Annotated in this window: 15 protein-coding genes and 2 tRNA genes; 15 read left to right on the top strand and 2 right to left on the bottom strand. The window is 75.2% G+C overall.

Annotation, left to right across the window (positions count from 1 at the left end; genetic code table 11):
* From ACZ6J5_RS24765 to ACZ6J5_RS24740, 6 genes are all read left to right on the top strand, one after another.
* Positions 1-1,065 (top strand): acyl-CoA dehydrogenase family protein, encoded by a 1,065-nt coding sequence (locus tag ACZ6J5_RS24765; RefSeq protein ID WP_469394943.1) that lies wholly within the window; start codon positions 1-3, stop codon positions 1,063-1,065.
* Positions 1,062-1,493 (top strand): MaoC/PaaZ C-terminal domain-containing protein, encoded by a 432-nt coding sequence (locus ACZ6J5_RS24760; RefSeq protein WP_469394941.1) that lies wholly within the window; start codon positions 1,062-1,064, stop codon positions 1,491-1,493. The genes ACZ6J5_RS24765 and ACZ6J5_RS24760 overlap by 4 nt, the downstream gene beginning before the upstream one ends.
* Positions 1,490-2,656, top strand: a complete 1,167-nt coding sequence (locus ACZ6J5_RS24755) for a lipid-transfer protein (RefSeq protein WP_469394939.1) — start codon at positions 1,490-1,492, stop codon at positions 2,654-2,656. The genes ACZ6J5_RS24760 and ACZ6J5_RS24755 overlap by 4 nt, the downstream gene beginning before the upstream one ends.
* A 193-nt stretch (positions 2,657-2,849) precedes the next feature.
* Positions 2,850-3,710: a DUF1906 domain-containing protein gene (locus ACZ6J5_RS24750; RefSeq protein ID WP_469394938.1), complete on the top strand. Its 861-nt coding sequence runs from the start codon at positions 2,850-2,852 to the stop codon at positions 3,708-3,710.
* Between the two features lie 158 nt (positions 3,711-3,868).
* Positions 3,869-4,450 (top strand): SigE family RNA polymerase sigma factor, encoded by a 582-nt coding sequence (locus tag ACZ6J5_RS24745; RefSeq protein ID WP_469394936.1) that lies wholly within the window; start codon positions 3,869-3,871, stop codon positions 4,448-4,450.
* A 155-nt stretch (positions 4,451-4,605) separates the two neighbouring features.
* Complete coding sequence (locus tag ACZ6J5_RS24740; RefSeq protein WP_469394934.1) at positions 4,606-6,255, top strand: long-chain fatty acid--CoA ligase; 1,650 nt, start codon at positions 4,606-4,608, stop codon at positions 6,253-6,255.
* Between the two features lie 43 nt (positions 6,256-6,298).
* Here ACZ6J5_RS24740 and ACZ6J5_RS24735 read toward each other — a convergent pair whose 3' ends face one another.
* Positions 6,299-10,003: a hybrid sensor histidine kinase/response regulator gene (locus ACZ6J5_RS24735; protein WP_469394932.1), complete on the bottom strand. Its 3,705-nt coding sequence runs from the start codon at positions 10,001-10,003 to the stop codon at positions 6,299-6,301.
* A 189-nt stretch (positions 10,004-10,192) separates the two neighbouring features.
* Entirely contained in the window at positions 10,193-10,624 is a 432-nt protein-coding gene (locus ACZ6J5_RS24730; protein ID WP_469394930.1) for an SSI family serine proteinase inhibitor, read from the bottom strand.
* 221 nt (positions 10,625-10,845) lie between these two features.
* Here ACZ6J5_RS24730 and ACZ6J5_RS24725 point away from each other — a divergent pair.
* From ACZ6J5_RS24725 to ACZ6J5_RS24685, 9 genes are all read left to right on the top strand, one after another.
* Positions 10,846-10,936, top strand: a tRNA-Ser gene (locus tag ACZ6J5_RS24725).
* 331 nt (positions 10,937-11,267) lie between these two features.
* Positions 11,268-11,340, top strand: a tRNA-Arg gene (locus ACZ6J5_RS24720).
* A 142-nt stretch (positions 11,341-11,482) separates the two neighbouring features.
* Positions 11,483-11,743 carry a hypothetical protein gene (locus tag ACZ6J5_RS24715; RefSeq protein ID WP_469394928.1) on the top strand — a complete coding sequence of 87 codons (261 nt, stop codon included), beginning with the start codon at positions 11,483-11,485 and terminating at the stop codon, positions 11,741-11,743.
* 124 nt (positions 11,744-11,867) lie between these two features.
* Positions 11,868-12,614 (top strand): BRO family protein, encoded by a 747-nt coding sequence (locus ACZ6J5_RS24710; protein ID WP_469394926.1) that lies wholly within the window; start codon positions 11,868-11,870, stop codon positions 12,612-12,614.
* Between the two features lie 84 nt (positions 12,615-12,698).
* Positions 12,699-13,550 carry a DUF2797 domain-containing protein gene (locus ACZ6J5_RS24705; RefSeq protein ID WP_469394924.1) on the top strand — a complete coding sequence of 284 codons (852 nt, stop codon included), beginning with the start codon at positions 12,699-12,701 and terminating at the stop codon, positions 13,548-13,550.
* A gap of 88 nt (positions 13,551-13,638) precedes the next feature.
* A complete protein-coding gene (locus ACZ6J5_RS24700; RefSeq protein WP_469394922.1) occupies positions 13,639-13,986 on the top strand; it encodes an antibiotic biosynthesis monooxygenase family protein in 348 nt (115 codons plus the stop codon).
* A gap of 70 nt (positions 13,987-14,056) precedes the next feature.
* On the top strand, positions 14,057-14,926 hold the full coding sequence (locus tag ACZ6J5_RS24695) for an amidohydrolase family protein (protein ID WP_469394920.1): 870 nt from the start codon (positions 14,057-14,059) through the stop codon (positions 14,924-14,926).
* Between the two features lie 108 nt (positions 14,927-15,034).
* The gene (locus ACZ6J5_RS24690; protein ID WP_469394918.1) at positions 15,035-15,772 is read left to right on the top strand and encodes a response regulator transcription factor; all 738 of its coding nucleotides are present in this window, start codon (positions 15,035-15,037) and stop codon (positions 15,770-15,772) included.
* A 6-nt stretch (positions 15,773-15,778) separates the two neighbouring features.
* Positions 15,779-17,308 (top strand): sensor histidine kinase, encoded by a 1,530-nt coding sequence (locus ACZ6J5_RS24685; protein WP_469394916.1) that lies wholly within the window; start codon positions 15,779-15,781, stop codon positions 17,306-17,308.
* Positions 17,309-17,422: the final 114 nt, after the last annotated feature.

Here is a 17,422-nt window from a genome sequence, read left to right as displayed (position 1 = left end):
ATGGACTTCACGCCCACCGAGGAGCAGCGGGCCGCGCGGGACCTCGCCGCGCGGATCTTCGGCGACCTCGCCACCCCCGACCGGCTCGCCGCCGCCGGCACCGGCACGGACGCCGAGCTGTGGAAGGCCCTGTGCGCCTCCGGCCTCCCCGGGGCCGTCGAGGAGACCGGACTGCTCGGCCTGGTCCTGCTCGCCGAGGAGCAGGGCCGCACGACCGCCCAGGTCCCCTTCACCACGAGCTGCGTCTATGGACTGCACGCCGTCTCCCGGCACGGCACCGACGCCCAGCGCGCCCGGCTGCTGCCCGGCCTGCGCGACGGTACGACGGTGGTGACCGGGGCGTTCCCCGCGCCCGCCGGGGCCGGGGCCGGGGGCGGGGCCGTCCGGGCGGACGCCGAGGGGCGGCTGACCGGCACCCTCGACCGGGTCCCCTGGCTGCGGGACGCCACCCACGTCCTCGTACCGGACGCGGACCGGACGCTGTGGCTGGTGCGCGCGGCGGACGCCGGGCGGCCGGTCGAGCCCGTCGAGCTCACCGCGCCCTGGGCCGCCGGACGGCTGACCCTCGACGGGACCCCCGCCGAGCGGCTCGGCACCGGCCCCGCGCCCGACCCGTACGCCGACGTCCTCGCCGCCGCCCGGATCGCCTTCGCCGGGCTCCAGGCGGGCGTCTGCGCCGGTTCGCTGGCCCGCGCGGTCGCCCACACCTCGGAGCGCGAGCAGTTCGGCCGCCCGCTCTCCACCCACCAGGCGGTCCAGCTCCGCGCCGCCGACGCCTACATGGACACCGAGTCCATCCGGGTCACCGCCTACGAGGCCGCCTGGCGCCACGACGAGGGCCTGCCCGCCGCCGCGCACGCCCTCACCGCCGCCTGGTGGGCCGCCGAGGCGGGCAAGCGGGTCGTGCACGCGGGCCAGCACCTGCACGGCGGGCTCGGCGCCGACCTCGACCACCCCGTGCACCGGCACTTCCTCTGGGGCCGCCAGCTCGACGCGTACCTCGGCTGCGGCACCGAACTCCTCGCCGAACTCGGCGACCTGCTCGCGAAGGGAGCCGACGCGTGAGCGCGTCCGTACGCCCCGGCGACGAACTCGCCCCGCTCGTCGTCCCCGTCACCCGCACCCTGATCGTCGCCGGGGCCGTCGCCTCCCGCGACTACCAGGACGTGCACCACGACGCCGAACTCGCCCGTGCCAAGGGCTCCCCGGACATCTTCATGAACATCCTGACCACCAACGGCCTGGTCGGCCGCTACATCACCGACCGCCTCGGCCCCGGCGCCGAGCTCCGCAAGGTCGCCATCCGGCTCGGCGCGCCCAACTACCCCGGGGACACCATGACGCTCACCGGCACGGTCACCGAGGTCGCCGGGGACACCGCCCTCGTGCGCGTCGTCGGCGCCAACCGCCTCGGCCACCACGTCACCGGCACCGTGACCGTCCGGCTGCCCGGCACCGCGCGGGAAGCACGCGGAGAGGAGCGGGACCGATGAGCGTCCGCAACCGCGACTCCCTCGGCGGCCGGGCCGCCATCGCCGGGATCGGGGCCACCGAGTTCTCCAAGGACTCGGGCCGCAGCGAACTCACCCTCGCCGTCGAGGCCGTGCACGCGGCGCTCGACGACGCCGGGCTCGCCCCCGCCGACGTCGACGGCATGGTCACCTTCACCATGGACACCAACCCCGAGATCACCGTCGCCCAGGCGGCCGGCATCGGCGAGCTGTCCTTCTTCTCCCGCGTCCACTACGGCGGCGGCGCCGCCTGCGCCACCGTCCAGCAGGCCGCCCTCGCCGTCGCCACCGGCGTCGCCGAGGTCGTCGTCTGCTACCGCGCCTTCAACGAGCGCTCCGGCCGCCGCTTCGGCTCCGGGGTGCAGCGCCGGGAGCCCTCCGCCGAGGGCGCGGCGCTCGGCTGGCAGCTCCCCTACGGGCTGCTCACCCCCGCCTCCTGGGTGGCCATGGCCGCCCAGCGCTATCTGTACGCGTACGGGCTGACGCCGGAGGTCTTCGGCCACGTCGCCGTCACCGACCGGCGGCACGCGGCCCGCAACCCCGCCGCCTACTTCTACGGCAAGCCGATCACCCTGGAGGACCACGCGGCCTCCCGCTGGATCGCCGAGCCGCTGCGGCTGCTCGACTGCTGCCAGGAGACCGACGGCGGCCAGGCCCTCGTCGTCACCACGGCCGAGCGCGCCCGCGACCTCGCCCGCCCGCCCGCCGTGGTGCTGGCCGCGGCCCAGGGCGCCGGACGCAACCAGGAGGCCATGACCAGCTTCTACCGGGACGGCCTGACCGGGCTGCCGGAGATGGGCGTGGTCGCCCGGCAGCTGTGGCGGAGCTCGGGGCTGGCGCCCGACGACATCGACGTGGGCATCCTCTACGACCACTTCACCCCCTTCGTGCTGATGCAGCTGGAGGAGTTCGGCTTCTGCGGGCCGGGCGAGGCGGCGGACTTCGTCGCGGCGGACGCGCTGCCGCTGAACACCCATGGCGGGCAGCTCGGCGAGGCGTACCTGCACGGCATGAACGGCATCGCCGAGGCCGTCCGGCAGCTCCGCGGGACCTCCGTGAACCAGGTCCCCGGCGCGGCCAGGACCCTGGTGACGGCGGGCACCGGGGTTCCCACGTCCGGGTTGATCCTGGGCACGGACGGCTGAGGACGGGGCCCCAGCGGTGGCCGCGCGGGGCGCGGCGGCCTTCACTCGCGCCATGGACGCCATGGACGCCACAGCGAACACCCCGTCAGCCCCGCCCGCTCCTCCGGCCCCGGAGGCCCCGTCAGCCCCGGAGGCGGTGCCCCCACCCGGGCGCCCGCCCCGGCGCCGTACCCCCCGCCCCCGGGCCGCGTCCGTGGTCGCGGTCCTCGCGGTCCTCGCGGCCCTCGCCACCGCCCTCCTCGCCGCCCCCGCCGGGGCGACGGCCCCCGCCCCGGGAGCCCCCGCCGCCGCCCCGGGAGCCCCCGCCGCCGCTCCGGGAGCCGCCGCCCCCGCCCCCCGCTACTTCACCGGCCGCGCCTTCGACACCTGCGAGGCCCCGCCGGTCGACGTCATGCGGGCCTGGCGCGACTCCCCCTACCGGGCCGTCGGCGTCTACTTCGGGGGCCGAGGGCGCGGCTGCCCGGCGCAGCGGGAGCTCAGCGCCGGCTGGGTGGCCTCCGTGCACGCGCTGGGCTGGCGGCTGCTCCCGCTGTTCGTCGGCTCGCAGGCGCCCTGCGTCCTCGCGGAGTCCAAGCGCCGGTACGCGATCGGCCGCACCCCCTGGACCCAGGGCACCCAGGAGGCGCGCGACGCGGTGCGGGCGGCGCGGGCCCTCGGCTTCGAGCGGGCCACCCCGCTCTACCTCGACATGGAGGCGTACCGGATCGGCGACGCCCGCTGCGCCGCGACGACCGTGCGGTTCGTCCGGGGGTGGAGCCGGGAGGTGCGGCGGCTCGGCTATCTGCCCGGCTTCTACAGCAGCGCCGAGACGGGCGTGCGGCACCTGGAGCGGGAGCGGCGCGCGGGCACGCGGGACCTGCCGTCGGTGGTGTGGTTCGCGCGCTGGCGGGGCGCCCCCTCGCTGGACGCGGAGCCGGTGCTGGCCCCGGCGGCGTGGCGGCCGCGCGGCCGGATCCACCAGTACGCGGGGAACGTCGTGGAGTCGTACGGCGGCCGGCGGCTGCTGATCGACCGGAGCGCGGTGGACGCCCCGGTGGCCCGGGTGCGGCCCTGACGGCGCCGCGCCCCGCCCCTGGGCCGACCCTGAGCCGGTCGTACGGGTGCTCCACCTGAAGGAGGTCCGGCGGGCCCCACCCCTACAACCTGAGGGGGAGTGCGGTTCGGGACCTGCGACCGATCCCCGGGGCGGTCGGCCGCTCATAGCGTGGAGCCATGACTCCGCCACCTTCTGGCACCGTCTGTGCCGGCGCCTCGCAGTACGCGACCCACCCGTCGCTCGCGGCGCGCCCGACCTCCGCGACGTACCCGTCGTTCTCCTCCTACGTACGGGCCCGAGGGCCCGTCCTGCTGCGCACCGCGCGCTCGCTGACGGCCAATCCGTGCGACGCCGAGGACCTGCTGCAGACGGCGCTCACCAAGACCTACGTCGCCTGGGAGCGCATCGAGGACCACCGCGCCCTGGACGGCTACGTCCGCCGCGCGCTGCTGAACACCCGCACCTCCCAGTGGCGCAAGCGCAAGGTCGACGAGTTCGCCTGCGACGAGCTGCCGGAGCCCGCCGGGCTGCCGGAACCGGACCCGGCCGAGCGGCAGGTGCTGCACGACGCCATGTGGCGCGCGGTGATGAAGCTCCCCGACCGGCAGCGGTCGATGGTCGTCCTGCGGTACTACGAGGACCTGAGCGAGGCGCAGACCGCCGAGGTGCTCGGGGTCTCCGTCGGCACGGTCAAGAGCGCGGTCTCCCGGGCGCTCGGCAAGCTCCGCGAGGACCCGGAGCTGTCCCCCGTACGCTGACGCCCGCGGGCCGGCGGGGCGGTCACCCTCGGTCACGCCAGTGATCGCTGGCGAATTCGTCGGGCCGAGTGGCGCCCGGGTAGTGACATACCACGTGGTACGTGCGCAGAATCGGCACAACCTTACTGCCGCGTAGCGCCCTCGGGAGGACGCCCGTGCTCAGCACCATGCAGGACGTACCGCTGACCGTGACCCGCATCCTGAACCACGGGATGACGATCCACGGGAAGTCCACCATCACCACGTGGACGGGGGCCGAGCCCCAGCGCCGCACCTTCGCCGAGACCGGCGCGCGGGCCGCGCAGCTGGCCAACGCCCTGCGCGACGAACTCGGCGTCACCGGCGACGAGCGCGTGGCGACCCTGATGTGGAACAACGCGGAGCACGTCGAGGCCTACTTCGCGATCCCCGCCATGGGCGCGGTCGTCCACACCCTCAACCTGCGCCTGCCCCCCGAGCAGCTGGCCTGGATCGTCAACCACGCCGCCGACCGCGTGGTCCTCGTCAACGGCTCCCTCCTCCCGCTCCTCGCGCCGCTCCTGCCCCACCTGCCGACCGTCGAGCACGTCGTCGTCGCCGGTCCCGGGGACCTCTCCCTCCTCGACGGCGCGGCGCCCCGGGTCCATGCCTACGAGGAGCTGATCGCCGGCCGTCCCACCACGTACGCCTGGCCCGAGCTGGACGAGCGGGCGGCGGCGGCCATGTGCTACACCTCCGGCACCACCGGCGACCCCAAGGGCGTCGTCTACTCCCACCGCTCGATCTACCTGCACTCCATGCAGGTCAACATGGCCGAGTCGATGGGCCTCACCGACAAGGACACCACCCTGATCGTGGTGCCGCAGTTCCACGTGCTGGCCTGGGGGCTGCCGCACGCCACCTTCATGACCGGCATCAACATGCTCATGCCGGATCGTTTCCTTCAGCCGGCCCCGCTCGCCGACATGATCGAGTCCGAGAAGCCGACCCACGCCGCCGCCGTCCCCACCATCTGGCAGGGCCTGCTCGCCGAGGTCACCGCCCGCCCCCGCGACCTGACCTCCATGGCCCAGGTCACCATCGGCGGCGCCGCCTGCCCGCCCTCCCTCATGGAGGCGTACGACCGGCTCGGCGTCCGCCTCTGCCACGCCTGGGGCATGACCGAGACCTCCCCGCTCGGCACCATGGCCCACCCGCCGGCCGGCCTCACCCCCGAGGAGGAGTGGCCCTACCGCGTCACCCAGGGCCGCTTCCCCACCGGCGTCGAGGCCCGCCTGATCGGCCCCGGCGGCGAGGTCCTGCCCTGGGACGGCGAGTCCGCCGGCGAGCTGGAGGTCCGCGGCAACTGGATCGCCGGCTCCTACTACGGCGGCGCCGGGGGCGAGGAGCTGCGCCCCGAGGACAAGTTCAGCGCCGACGGCTGGCTCAAGACCGGCGACGTCGGCGTCATCAGCGCCGACGGCTTCCTCACCCTCACCGACCGCGCCAAGGACGTCATCAAGTCCGGCGGCGAGTGGATCTCCTCCGTCGAGCTGGAGAACGCCCTGATGGCCCACCCGGCCGTCGCCGAGGCCGCCGTCGTCGCCGTCCCGGACGAGAAGTGGGGCGAGCGGCCCCTGGCGACCGTCGTCCTCAAGGAGGGCGAGAGCGCGGACTACGAGGAGCTGCGCGCCTTCCTCGCCGACGAGGGCGGCATCGCCAGGTGGCAGCTCCCCGAGCGCTGGGCGATCGTGCCGGGCGTCCCGAAGACGAGCGTCGGGAAGTTCGACAAGAAGGTGATCCGCAAGCAGTACGCGGACGGCGAGCTGGACGTCACCCGGCTCTGAGCCCCGCGGGACCGGCGCCGACCGGCCCCGCCCACGGGCGGGGTCAGTTGGTGCCGATCTTCGCGAGCAGGTCCACGATCCGGGCCTGCACCTCGTCGCTGGTCGACCGCTCGGCGAGGAACAGCACCGTCTCGCCCGAGGAGAGCGAGGGCAGTTCGGCCCCGTCGAGGCCGGCGGAGGTGTAGACGACGAGCGGCGTGCGGTTCAACTGCCCGTTCGCACGCAGCCAGTCGATGATCCCGGCCCGCCGGCGGCGCACCTGCATCAGGTCCATCACCACCAGGTTCGGGCGCATCTGGGTGGCCAGCGTGACCGCCTCGGTGTCGGTCGCCGCCCGCGCCACCTGCATCCCGCGCCGCTCCAGCGTCGCCGCCAGCGCCCGCGCGATGTCGTCCTGCTCCTCGATGAGGAGCACGCGGGACGGGTGCTGCTCGCTGTCCCGGGGCGCCAGCGCCTTGAGCAGGACCGCCGGATCGGCGCCGTACGCCGCCTCCCGGGTCGCCTGCCCGAGCCCGGCCGCCAGCAGGACGGGCACCTCGGCGGCGACCGCCGCCTGGCGCAGCGACTGGAGCGCGGTCCTGGTGATCGGCCCGGTCAGCGGGTCCACGAAGAGCGCGGCCGGGAAGGCGGCGATCTGCGCGTCCACCTCCTCGCGGGAGTGCACGATCACCGGCCGGTAGCCCCGGTCGCTCAGCGCCTGCTGGGTGGAGACGTCGGGCGCGGGCCAGACCAGCAGCCGGCGCGGGTTGTCCAGCGGCTCGGGGGGCAGCTCGTCGTCGACGGGCTGGGGCAGCGGCTGGTTCGACACCTCGACCGCGCCGCCGGGCCCGTCCAGCGGCTCCGGCCCCTCGGCCGAGCCCTCGGCGGGCGCCCCTATGGCGTACGCGCGTCCCTCGGGGGCGGCGGCGGGCGCCGGGATCGGGGCGAGCTTCGCCGCCGGGGCCGGGGCCGGGACCGGCGCCGGTACGGGCGGGACGGGCGGCATGGCGGGCGCGCCCGGAGGCAGCGGATGCGGCCGGGCGGCCTGCTCCGGCGCGCCGGGACGGCTCTCCTCGCCCGGGTTCCCCAGCTTCCGCCGCCGCCCGGAGGAGGCGGCACCCGCCGGGACGGACGCCTGCGCCGGGACCGAGGACGGTACGGAGGCGGGGGCGGGTACGGAGGCGGGCATCCCGGACGGCACCGGTACGGGCGCCTGCGCCGCGTCCGGCTCTTGGGCCTCCCGCACCGGCGGCTGGGCGAACGGCACGCCCTGCCCGAGGGTGCGGACGCTGAAGGCGCGCCCGTGCGACGCGTCCCGGCCTGCCGGGATCTCCGGCGGCAGCGGCACGGAGCCCGTGCCGGTCCCGCTGGTGGTCTCCTGCGCCCCGCGCCGCCGCCCGGGCAGCGGGTGCGCCTGCGGCGGGGTGTGCTCGTCGCCGGGCAGCGCCCGCACGGCCTCGTGGCGCTCGCCGGGCTCCGGCTCCCGCGCCTGCTCCAGGGCGGGCACGGGCACGGCCTCCAGCAGCCCGTCCGAGGCGCGCTCGGCGTCGGCGTCGTCGGCTGCGGCGGGGCCGGCCGGCAGCGCGAACGGCGTGCGCGGCCCCGCGTCCTGCGCGGCGGCGCGCTCCTGCGCGGCGGCGAGCGCCCGCCGCCTGCGCCCGGTCGGCCGGGCCTCCTCGTCGGAGGCGACGGCGGGCAGCGCCAGCGCGTGGTGCGGGGACGCCGGGGCGTCGGCCGGCACGCCCTGCGGCGGCACGGCCGCACCGAGCGCGGGACGGGCCTGCGCGCCCTCGGCGGCGGTCACGACGGCGCCCTCGGCGGGCCGGCCGCGGCGCCGCCCGGTGCCGCCGGAGTCGGCGGGCCCGGCGTTCTGAGCGGGGATCAGCTCGCCCGGCACGCCCGAGGGGGTGCCGGTGGCGGGCGTGTCGCCCGTACGCCCGCGGCGGCGGCCGGTCGGCTCGGGCGCGGGGCCGTCCTCGGGAGCCATCGGGCTCTCCAGGAACGCGTCGGTGGACGCCCGGCGGGCCCGGCGCCGTCCGCCGCCGTGGGTGCCGTCGGGTCCGGGGACCTCCTCGGCGGCCGGGGAGGGAAGCGCGGGCAGGGCGGGCAGCTCCCGCCCCCGGGCGGCGGGGGAGCCGTCCCGGCCGGAAGCGGAAGCGGCGTCCGCGTCGCCCTCGTCTCCGTCCCCGTCCTCGGTGGCGGCGGGGGCGGAGATGGCGCCGCGTCCCGACCCGAGGGGGAGCTCGACGACGTACGCGCCGCCGGTCGTCCCCGGCACCTCGTGGGTCTGGACGACGCCGCCGTGCGCCTCGACGATCCCGCGCACCACCGGCTGGTGGACCCGGTCACCGCCCGCGTAGGGGCCGCGGACCTCGATGCGGACGACGTCGCCGCGCTGGGCGGCGGCGACGACGATCGTGGAGTCCGCGTAGCCGCTCGGCTGCGCGGCCTTGCTCTTGCCGGTCGCGTCGACGCCCGCCACGTCCGCGACGAGGTGCGCGAGCGCGGTGACGAGCCGTCCGGCGTCGGCCTCGGCCTCGATCGGCGGCGCGTGCACGGCGAACTGGGCGCGCCCGGGCCCGATCAGCTCGACGGCGTGGTCGATGCCCGCGGTGACGACCCCGTCGAGGAGCACGAGCTCCTTGGCGAGCTCCTCGGCGCCCTCGTCGAACCGCTGGTAGCCGAGGACGTTGTCGACGAGGGTGGTCATCCGGGTGTAGCCGGCGGCCAGGTGGTGCAGCACCTGGTTGGCCTCGGGCCACAACTGCCCGGCGTCGTCGGCGGCGAGGGCCCCGAGCTGGGCCCGCAGCTCCTCCAGCGGCCCGCGCAGCGAGTCGGCGAGGACGGCGGTGAGCTGCGCGTGCCGGGCGGCGAGGGCGGTGTGCCGCTCGCGCTGCCGCTCCAGCTCGGCCAGGTGCCGCTCGGCGCGGTCGGCGGCCTCGCCCTCGTACTTCTCGACGAGCTGGTCGTACGGCCTGCGGTCGGTGAAGGTCATGACGGCGCCGACGAGCTGGTCCCCGTCCCGTACCGGCGCGGTGGTCAGGTCGACGGGCACCCGGTCGCCGTTCTTCGCCCACAGCACCTGGCCCCGGACCCGGTGCTTGCGGCCGGACTTGAGGGTGTCGGCGAGCGGCGAGTCGGCGTACGGGAAGGGCTCGCCGTCGGGGCGGGAGTGCAGCACGAGGGTGTGCAGCTCCTTGCCGCCGAGGTCGGTGGCGCGGAAGCCGAGGATCTGCGCGGCGGCCGGGTTGACGAGGACGACGCGTCCGTCGGTGTCGGTGCCGACGACGCCTTCGGCCGCGGCCCGCAGGATCATCTCGGTCTGGCGCTGCGAACGGGCCAGCTCCGCCTCGGTGTCGAGGGTCCCGGTGAGATCACGCACGACCAGCATGAGCAGCTCGTCGCCGGTGTAGCCGCTGTACGAGTCGTAGGCCTCGCGGCCGTCCTCCAGGCTGGCGCTGGTCACCTCGACGGGGAACTCGCCGCCGTCGGTGCGGCGGGCGACCATCCGGGTCGGCTTGGTGCGGCCCCGCTCGTCGGCGGCTTCGGGACGCCGCATGGAGCCGGGGATGAGGCGCGAGTCGAACTCGGGGAGCAGATCGAGCAGCCCGCGCCCGACGAGCGCGGTGCCGGGCGTCTCGAACATGCCGAGCGCGATCGTGTTGGCGTTGACGACCGTGCCGTTGCAATTGACGAGCACGAGGCCGTCCGGAAGGGCGTCGAGTATGGCTGCGAGGCGAGCAGCGCCTCGGGATGGCCTGCTGCTCACGACGACGGTTCCTCCCTGACCCACTGCACTTGCCTATCGCCTGTGCCTATCGCCTGTCGGCCGGGCCCATCTTGCCCCTCGGGTCGCGGCCTGTCACGGAGGGAGTCTAAGGGAGGCGGCTCCTCCGTTCCCCGGGACGGCCCTCGGCACAGGCCGCGGCGGGCGTCCCGGGGGCGCTCCTCGGGCTGTTCAGACCCGGGGGAGGACGGGCCGCAGGTTCTCCCAGCGGGAGATCTCGCAGCCGTTGGCGCGGGAGAAGCGGGCGTCGATCCTGCGGCCCTGCCAGTCTCCGGTGACGTGGGCTGTGGCGGGGCCGCCGTACTGCTGGGTGCAGGACTGGCCGGCGGGGACGGGGGCGAAGGGGTCGCTGCCGGCGACGGCGAACTGTTCGAGCCGCTTGCAGGCGTTCTCGGCGGCGGGGTGCGTTCCGCCGGGGGTGCCGCCGCACTCCAGCCGGAAGGTCCCGTCGGCCTCGGCGTGGCCGGACTTCTCGACGACGACGGTGAGGGCGTCGGGCGAGGAGAGGAGCGGCAGCGGGGGGAGCGGCCCGAGCCCGGTGGCCGAGGCGGCGCCGGTGAAGGCGAGCGGGGCGAGGGTCATGAGAGCGAGGCGGCGCAGCATGCTTGTCTCCAGGGCAGGGCGGATGGCGGAGAGGGTCCCCTCCTCTAACGCTCGGCACTCCGCTCCGTTGCGCAACCGGGATGCGCCGGGCGGGGGGCGCGAGGGTGCCGGGGCTTTGCTCTGGGCCCCCGGGGCCTAGTACGGTGACAACCGATTGGTGGCGCGGTGCTCGTCTGTGTCATCATCTGCACGCACCACTCGCGTACGCGCGAGAGATGCGAGGAGGCGTCGCCTAGTCCGGTCTATGGCGCCGCACTGCTAATGCGGTTTGGGTCTTAAAGCCCATCGAGGGTTCAAATCCCTCCGCCTCCGCCCCAGAGAAGCCCCGGCCCCATCGGCCGGGGCTTCTCGCGTTCCCCGGCACGCCGAGGACACCGAACACACCCAAGACGCCGAAGGCGCCGAAGACATTCCGAAACGGCCCCCACCGCCGAAACGTGTGACCCCGGTCTCATTAACCCCCTGGAGCCCCTCTGCGCCCCCATGCCTCCCTCGGTCGCCTCCCCCCAGGGGGCGGACGTTTTCGCAGGTCACAAGGGGTGTGGTCAATGGATTTCACATGACGGCGGCAGTCATGTAATGTTCTTCCTGTCGCCGCGAGCGGGTCGAAAGACCGGGGAGCGAAGACAGAAAAACAAAACAAGCACTCGTAGCTTAACGGATAGAGCATCTGACTACGGATCAGAAGGTTGCAGGTTCGAATCCTGCCGAGTGCACACAGAGACAAGAGGCCCGGACGAGAGTCCGGGCCTCTTGCGTTGTGGGTCGGGCCGGTTCTCTCCGGTCGGGGGCCCGCTGGCATCATTCCCGGGCTGCCGCCGATCGGGCGGTGTCCAAGGGAGGGGTCCGGCTGTGGTCGTGGGTATCGCGCTGTTCGTTCTGGGGTTGGCGGGCGTGGTGTGGGGGGCCGTGTTCCTCTTCAACCTGCGGGGCGTGGCGGACAAGGCGGTCGCGCGGCGCAACGCCGTCAGGGCGGTGACCGCGGCGCGGACGCTGGACATGGGGCTGACGGAGCCGTCGCGCTTCGGCGCGTGGTTCTTCCGGCTCATGGGCGGCGTCGTGTTCCTCGGCTCGCCGGTGATCGTGCTCGTCGGACTCGTCGTCGCCACGCTCGACTGAAGGGTCGATCCACGGCGGACCGGGGGAGGAATCCGGTTATTCCCACACCTTTGGGTGAACCGGGCTGATTTCCATGTCAGTTGAATATGCCCTCGGCCTAGCTTGCAGGTGGAGGTGATGTCCGATGAACGGCCACGTCAACGCCATTGACATCGACGACTTCGTTTTTGCCGCCACCGGGGCCCGGCTGCGCCGGCTCACCCTGGCGGACGGGACGCACTGGTTCCCCGCCGGGGACGTGGCCGGGGCGCTCGGGCACGGGGACGTGCGCAAGGCCCTCCGCAACCACGTCGGCAAGGCCATGCAGGCCACCCTCGGCGAACGGATGGTCAGCCTCGAAGGGCTCGTCCAGCTCGTCGCCGCCTCCACCGGGGCCCGGGTCGCCCCCTTCACCGCCTGGATCGCCGAGCTCGTCTGCGCCGTGCAGCGCCACGGCGGCTACGGGCTCGAACCCTCCCCCGTGCCCGGCGGGTACGTCGTGCCGTCGGCCGTGCGCGACGAGGTCGTCCGGCTGGAGGCCGACGAGCTCGACGACCGGCACCTCACCCGGCTCGCCGAGGCCGGCGACATGCTCGCCGTGCCCGTCCAGCGGGCCGGCCCCGCCCTCACCCCGCAGGACCTCCTCGCCTCCTGGCGCGAGCGGAACGTCGTCCTCAGCGACGACGTCCACGCCGTCGCCGCCTGCCTCGCCCCCGAGCTCGTCCGGGGCGGGGTCCGCTACCGGCTGGAGGAGGTCGCCCGGCTCACCGGGCTCCCCTCCGACCGGGTCCGCGACTGCGTGCGGATGCTCGTCGAGCGGGGGTGCATGCGGCACGCGGGCGGGAGCGGGGGGAGCGGGGGTGATGGGGGGCTGCTTTATCTGATGCCTTGAGGGGGCGATCTCCTTCGGTGTGTCGCTGTGTCGCTGTGTCGGCGTGTCGGTGCCGGTGTCAGTGGGCCCCGGCAGACTGGGGGCATGGTGTGGCGGAGTGCCGGGGTCACCTGGCGGGGCGGGGTGCCCGGGCTGCGGTGGGACGGGGGGCGGGTCAGCGCGCTCGGGTACGGGCGGGTCATCGGGTTCCGGGCCGTGGGGGAGCGCCGGTGTTCCGGGGCCCGGGGGAACGCGTGCCCGGTCGGCGCCCCGGTCGGCGGTCGGAGCACCGGTGGGCGGTGCCCCGAGTGCGCGCGGCTCGACCGGGCGCACTCCGTCGCCGCCGACACCCTGCTCGACGACCCCCGGACGTACCGCGTCTACCTCGCCTGGTTCGGGCCCGGCATGGTCAAGGTCGGGATCACCCGCGAGGAGCGCGGGGACGCGCGGCTGCTCGAACAGGGCGCGGTCGCCTTCGGCTGGCTCGGGCGGGGGCCCCTGATGGCCGCGCGCCGGACCGAGGAGGTGCTGCGGCACGCGCTCGCCGTGCCCGACCGCATCCCGTACGCCCGCAAGCGGGCCGTCCGGACCGCCCTGCCGCCCGCCCCCGAGCGGGCGCGCGCGGTCGAGGAGCTGTACGGGCGGGCCGTCGGCGTCGGCGCCTGGGCCGACACGCTGGAGCCGCTCGCCCCCGAGGTCCGCGACCACGCGGACGCCTTCCGGCTCGACGGGCTGCCGCCGCTCGACGCGAGCGTCGCCGAGCTCGTGCCCGGCGGGATCGTCGCCGGGCGGCTGCTCGCCGCCGCCGGACCCGACCTGCACCTCCTCGACCCGGACGGGCGGCACCTCGTCCTCGACACCCGGCTGCTGACCGGCCGGGGGATCGAGAGCGCCCCGGCCGGAGCGCGCGTCTCCGTGCCGCTCGTGTTCGGCGACGGGCAGGAGCAGCTGTTCTGAGCGGGGCCGGCGGGGCGACCGTAAAGTCTTGGATCCCTTTGGGATCCGGCCGTGGACAGCCGTGACGCCCCCGGACCAGGGTGATCACATGACCCAGGAACTCGTGGGCGGCCTCGAACCGCCCTACTACACCGCTGTCTTCACCGCGATCCGCCCCGACTCCCCCGAGGGCTATCCCGAGACCGCCGCCGCCCTGCACGCCCTGGTCCAGGACATGCCCGGCTTCCTCGGCTACGAGTCCGCCCGCACCCCCGGCGGCATCGGCATCACCGTCGCCTACTTCCGCGACCTGGACGGGCTCGCCGCCTGGCAGCACCACCCGGAGCACCTGGAGGCCAAGCGGCGCGGGCGCGAGGAGTGGTACGACAGCTACCGCGTGCACATCGGCAAGGTGGAGAGGACGTACGGCTTTGACCGCGACCGCGAGCGCGACTGACCCGGGGGATCCGGCTGGTACGGAGGGTGCGGAGGGTACGGCTGATACGGGGGAGGGCGAGGCGCGGGAGGTGCGGGGGTGGGCCGGGCGGCTCGGGGTGCCGGGGCTCGTCGACGTCCACACCCACTTCATGCCCCGCAACGTCCTCGACAAGGTCTGGGCCTACTTCGACTCCGCCGGTCCCCTGACCGGCGTCGCGTGGCCCATCACCTACCGCGAGGAGGAGGACCGCCGGATCGCGCTGCTACGCGGCTTCGGGGTGCTCGCCTTCACCTCGATGCTCTACCCGCACAAGCCCGGCATGGCCTCCTGGCTCAACGACTGGGCGGCGGACTTCGCCCGCCGCACCCCCGACTGTCTGCACACCGCCACCCTCTTCCCCGAGCCCGGCGCCCCCGGCTACGTGCGGGCCGCCCTGGACGGCGGGGCCCGGGTCCTCAAGGCGCACGTCCAGGTGGGCGGCTACGACCCGAACGATCCGCTGCTCGACGAGGTGTGGGGGACCGTCCAGGACGCCGGGACGCCCGTCGTCGTCCACTGCGGCTCCGGGCCCGCGCCCGGCGCCTTCACCGGGCCCGGGCCGATCGCGCGGCTGCTCGCCCGGTATCCGAGGCTGCGGCTCGTCGTCGCCCACATGGGGATGCCCGAGTACGCCGACTTCCTCGGTCTCGCCGAGCGGTACGAGGGCGTCCGCCTCGACACCACCATGGCCTTCACCGACTTCAGCGAGCGCCTCGCGCCCTTCCCGCCGGGCGAGCTCAAGCGGCTCGCCGACCTCGGCGACCGGATCCTGCTCGGCACCGACTTCCCGAACATCCCCTACCCGTACGTCCACCAGCTCCACGCCCTCGAACGGCTCGGGCTCGGCGACGACTGGCTGCGGGCCGTCTGCCACGGCAACGCCGCCCGGCTCTTCGGGCTGCCGGGCGGCACCCCGTAGGCAGCCGGGGGCGGGGCCCCGCAGGTCCCGGGCGGGGCCCCGGGCATTCTCAGGAGATTCACAGGGAAGCGAAAGGACGGTTTCAGCAGCGCGGGACAGCGTGTCCCCATGACTGCGACCACTCCCCGTTCGCGAACCGACCTGCTCCGGGCCGACGGCACCGCCGTCCGCGTCCTCGTCGTCGACGACGAGGCCTCGCTCGCCGAGCTGCTCTCGATGGCCCTGCGCTACGAGGGCTGGCAGGTGCACAGCGCCGGTGACGGGGCCGGCGCGCTGCGGATCGCACGGGAGTTCCGGCCCGACGTCGTCGTGCTCGACATGATGCTGCCCGACATGGACGGGCTCTCCGTCCTCGGGCGGCTGCGCCGCGAGCTGCCCGAGGTGCCGGTGCTCTTCCTCACCGCGAAGGACGCCGTCGAGGACCGCATCGCCGGGCTCACCGCGGGCGGCGACGACTACGTCACCAAGCCGTTCAGCCTGGAGGAGGTCGTCGCCCGGCTGCGCGGCCTGATCCGGCGCTCCGGGGCCGCGCAGGCGCGCGCCGAATCGCTGCTCACCGTCGGCGACCTCACCCTCGACGAGGACAGCCACGAGGTCACCCGCGGCGGCGAGTCCGTCCATCTCACCGCGACCGAGTTCGAGCTGCTGCGCTACCTCATGCGCAACCCGCGCCGGGTGCTCAGCAAGGCGCAGATCCTGGACCGCGTCTGGTCGTACGACTTCGGCGGCCAGGCCAACGTCGTCGAGCTCTACATCTCCTACCTGCGGCGCAAGCTGGACGCCGGCCGCAGCCCGATGATCCACACCCGGCGGGGGGCCGGATATCTGATCAAGCCGGGGGAGTAGCCCGCCGTGCGCATCCGTCGCCCGAGCCCGCGACCGAGCCGGGCGCCCCGCGGCTCGGGGGGCTCCCGGGCGCCCTGGTCGCTGCGGACCCGGCTGGTCCTGTCCGCCGTCGCGCTGATCGCCGTCGTCTGCGCGGTCATCGGCTCGGTGACGACGATCGCCTTCCGCTCCTACCTCTTCGACCAGGCCGACGCCCGCCTGTCGGAGGTCGCCAAACGAGCCGCCGGGCCCTCCCACGACGCCCCCGGGCCGACACCCGGCGCCGGCTTCCAGGCGCCGTTCATCATCGGCCCCGGCGCCCCGCTGGGGACGGTCGGCGCACGGGTGGTGAACGGCGAACTGGCCGCCGGCGACGTCTCCGTACCGCCTGAGGAAGGGGTGTACGGGCAGCGGTACGACCTGGCGGCGCTGACCGCGGACCAGTCCGCCGCGCTCGCCACCGTCCCCCGCGACGGCGCCCCGCACACGGTCTCCCTGCCCGGCGGGCTCGGCGACTACCGGGCCCGGTACGCCTCCGGGAAGAACGGCGACTACGTCATCGGCATACCGCTCACCGAGGTCCAGGACGCCCTGTCCACGCTGATCGTCGTCGAGCTGAGCGTCACCGCCGCCGGGCTCGTCGCCGCCTCGCTCGCCGGGACCGTGCTCGTGGGGGTCGCCCTGCGGCCCCTCCGCCGGGTCGCCGCGACCGCGGCCCAGGTCTCCCGGCTGCCGCTGCACAGCGGCGAGGTGGCCCTGGACCACCGGGTGCCGGAGGCGCAGGCCGATCCTCGGACCGAGGTCGGGCAGGTCGGCGCCGCGATCAACCGGATGCTCGACCACGTGCACTCGGCGCTCGACGCGCGCCAGCGGAGCGAGACGCGGGTCCGGCGGTTCGTCGCCGACGCCAGTCACGAGCTGCGCACCCCGCTGGCCTCGATCCGGGGCTACGCGGAGCTGACCCGGCGCGGGCGCGAGGAGTGCGGCCCCGACACCCGGCACGCGCTCGGGCGCATCGAGTCCGAGGCGACCCGGATGACGGGGCTGGTGGAGGACCTGCTGCTGCTCGCGCGGCTGGACGCCGGACGCCCGCTCTCGTACGAGAGCACCGATCTCGCGCTGCTCGTCGTGGACGCCGTCTCCGACGCCCGCGCCGCCGGGCCCGGACACCACTGGCGGCTCGAACTCCCCGACGGGGACGCGCCGGTGAAGATCCCCGCCGACGGCGCCCGGCTCCAGCAGGTGCTCGTCAACCTCCTCGGCAACGCCCGTACGCACACCCCGCCCGGCACCACCGTGACGGCGCGGCTGCGGGTGGGCCCCGCCCACGTCGACGTCGAGGTCGAGGACGACGGGCCGGGCATCGCGCCGGAACTGGTGCCCTCCGTCTTCGAGCGCTTCGCGCGCGGCGACGCCTCCCGCTCCCGCCACGCGGGCAGCACCGGGCTCGGCCTCGCCATCGTCCGGGCGGTCGTCCTCGCCCACGGCGGCACGGTCGGCGTCGAAAGCGCCCCGGGGCGCACGGTGTTCGCGGTACGGCTGCCGAAGCAGCTCTGAGCCCCGGCGCGCGGTCCCGGCTCCTCTCCGGGCTCGCAGTCCTGGCGCGCGGTCCCGGCTCCTCTCCGGGCTCGCAGTCCTGGCGCGCGGTCCCGGCTCCTCCCCGGACTCACA

This window comes from Streptomyces sp. NPDC042100 (genome assembly GCF_055582325.1).
Note: the sequence above shows the minus strand (reverse complement) of the source record. Positions and strands in the feature narration are given on the sequence as shown.

What these genes read in the sequence shown, in the direction of transcription:
- ACZ6J5_RS24765 (WP_469394943.1), top strand. Translation starts at nt 1, where the DNA reads ATGGACTTCACGCCCACCGAGGAGCAGCGGGCCGCGCGGGACCTCGCC.
- ACZ6J5_RS24755 (WP_469394939.1), top strand. Translation starts at nt 1,490, where the DNA reads ATGAGCGTCCGCAACCGCGACTCCCTCGGCGGCCGGGCCGCCATCGCC.
- ACZ6J5_RS24745 (WP_469394936.1), top strand. Translation starts at nt 3,869, where the DNA reads ATGACTCCGCCACCTTCTGGCACCGTCTGTGCCGGCGCCTCGCAGTAC.
- ACZ6J5_RS24730 (WP_469394930.1), bottom strand. Translation starts at nt 10,624, where the DNA reads ATGCTGCGCCGCCTCGCTCTCATGACCCTCGCCCCGCTCGCCTTCACC.
- ACZ6J5_RS24710 (WP_469394926.1), top strand. Translation starts at nt 11,868, where the DNA reads ATGAACGGCCACGTCAACGCCATTGACATCGACGACTTCGTTTTTGCC.
- ACZ6J5_RS24705 (WP_469394924.1), top strand. Translation starts at nt 12,699, where the DNA reads ATGGTGTGGCGGAGTGCCGGGGTCACCTGGCGGGGCGGGGTGCCCGGG.
- ACZ6J5_RS24700 (WP_469394922.1), top strand. Translation starts at nt 13,639, where the DNA reads ATGACCCAGGAACTCGTGGGCGGCCTCGAACCGCCCTACTACACCGCT.
- ACZ6J5_RS24690 (WP_469394918.1), top strand. Translation starts at nt 15,035, where the DNA reads ATGACTGCGACCACTCCCCGTTCGCGAACCGACCTGCTCCGGGCCGAC.